This window comes from Nocardioides sp. (assembly GCF_050699375.1).
Lineage (GTDB): Bacteria > Actinomycetota > Actinomycetes > Propionibacteriales > Nocardioidaceae > Nocardioides.
Genome location: NZ_JBOHDN010000145.1, coordinates 1 through 1,689 on the forward strand (window position 1 = coordinate 1; position 1,689 = coordinate 1,689).

The window sequence follows — 1,689 nt, forward strand, 5'->3', positions numbered from 1 at the left end:
GGCGTCGTGGGCGCCGAGGCGGCCGGGGTCGCGCAGCTCCTCGTCGAGGTCGGCGATCCAGGCCTGCCAGCGCGGGCGCTCGGCTTCGGGGACCACGGCGCGGTGGCCGTCGGCGGCGAAGAGGGCCAGGAGCGGGTGGTGGGCCCAGGTGAGTGGCGAGATGGAGGCGAGGGAGGGCACGGCGTCCGGGGTGAACGCGACCGACGACGCCCGGGCGTGGGTGAGCTCGGCGATCGACTCGGCGGCGATGACCTCGCCGGGCGGAAGCGCGTGGACCTGCCCGGCGCGCAGCGTCACCTGCTTGCCGTCGATGTCGATGGTGCCGCCGCCGCGCTCGACGTAGGCCAGCACCCAGAAGTCGTGGGCGTGCCGGTAGTCGGGCGGCAGGTGCTCCCGCTCGCAGTCGGGGTCGAGGGGGACGACCCTGACCGCGGGTACGCCGGGGCGCTGGTCCCAGCGGTAGACGGGGGTGCCGTCGGCACGCACCGTGCGTACGGAACGTGTGCTCGGCGGCGCCGAGACCAAGGATCGTCCCATCGTCACCGACTCCCTTCCCACCACTCGTCCGCAATCTGTCCCATCCTGGACATATGACCACCATACAGATCATCGATGGCCGCGCCGAGGGCGAACAGGACCGTCCCTTCCTCCCCGGCATGGGCCGCACCTGGCTCCTCCCCCTCTACGACCTCTTCACCCGGTTCGCCCGCGTGCGCGCGCTCCACGAACGGACGGTCCGCCTCGCCGGCATCGAGTCGGGGCAGACGGTCCTCGACGTCGGGTCCGGCACCGGCAACCTCTCCTTCTCGGTCCTCCGGGCCGTCCCGGACGCCGTCGTCACCGGGCACGATCCTGACGCGAGCGCGCTGCGGATGGCCGCCCGGAAGGCGAGCCGGCGAGGCGTACGTCTCTCGCTGGTGCAGGGGTATGCCGACCGGCTGCTCCCCGAGGACGGCAGCGTCGACCACATCGTCTCCTCGCTCGCGCTCCACCACGTCGACGACGCCGGGCGCGAGGGGTTCGGACGTGAGGCCTACCGGGTGCTCCGGCCGGGCGGGCGGGTGACCATCGTCGACTTCGGCGCCCCTGACCACGGGCCGGACCACGACCACAACCACAGTCACGGTCACGGGCGCCGCCGGCGGCACGGGATGAACGCCTACACCGAGCGCAACCTCGACAACGCGATCGTCAGCCTGCTGACCGACGCCGGCTTCGCCGACGCCCGCGAGGTCGACCACATCGAGCACCGGTTCGGGCCGATCACGATCGTGCAGGCGACTCGCTGACGGCCCGGGGGTTAGACCCGCGCCTCACGGGCGGGCAGTCTTGCCCCATGTACTTCCTCGGAGTCGACCTCGCCTGGGGCGTGCGCAGGCCCACCGGCCTGGCCGTCCTGGACGAGGAGGGCCGCCTCGTGCACGTCTCTGCCGCCAAGACCGACGACGAGATCGTCGCCGCCCTGGAGCCCTACGTCGACGACTGTCTCGTCGCTATCGACGCTCCCCTGATCGTCACCAACCCCACCGGCAACCGTCCGGCCGAGGCCGCGCTCAACAAGGACTTCGCTCGCTTCGACGCCGGCGCGCACCCCTCCAACACCAGCAAGCCGGAGTTCAGCGAGCAGCCTCGAGGCGCCCGGATCGCGGCTCGGCTCGGGCTCGACATGAACCCGCGGTCCGGCCGGCG

Annotated in this window: 3 protein-coding genes; 2 read left to right on the forward strand and 1 reads right to left on the reverse strand. The window is 72.5% G+C overall.

The window, feature by feature from the left end; genetic code table 11:
- Positions 1–537, reverse strand: a 537-nt coding sequence (locus tag ACRDPS_RS10615; protein WP_431501600.1) for an AraC family ligand binding domain-containing protein, incomplete at its 3' end; no start/stop codon positions are given.
- 53 nt (positions 538–590) lie between these two features.
- Here ACRDPS_RS10615 and ACRDPS_RS10620 point away from each other — a divergent pair.
- Entirely contained in the window at positions 591–1,289 is a 699-nt protein-coding gene (locus ACRDPS_RS10620; protein ID WP_431501601.1) for a class I SAM-dependent methyltransferase, read from the forward strand.
- A 47-nt stretch (positions 1,290–1,336) separates the two neighbouring features.
- On the forward strand, positions 1,337–1,689 hold a 353-nt coding region (locus tag ACRDPS_RS10625), incomplete at its 3' end, for a DUF429 domain-containing protein (RefSeq protein ID WP_431501602.1).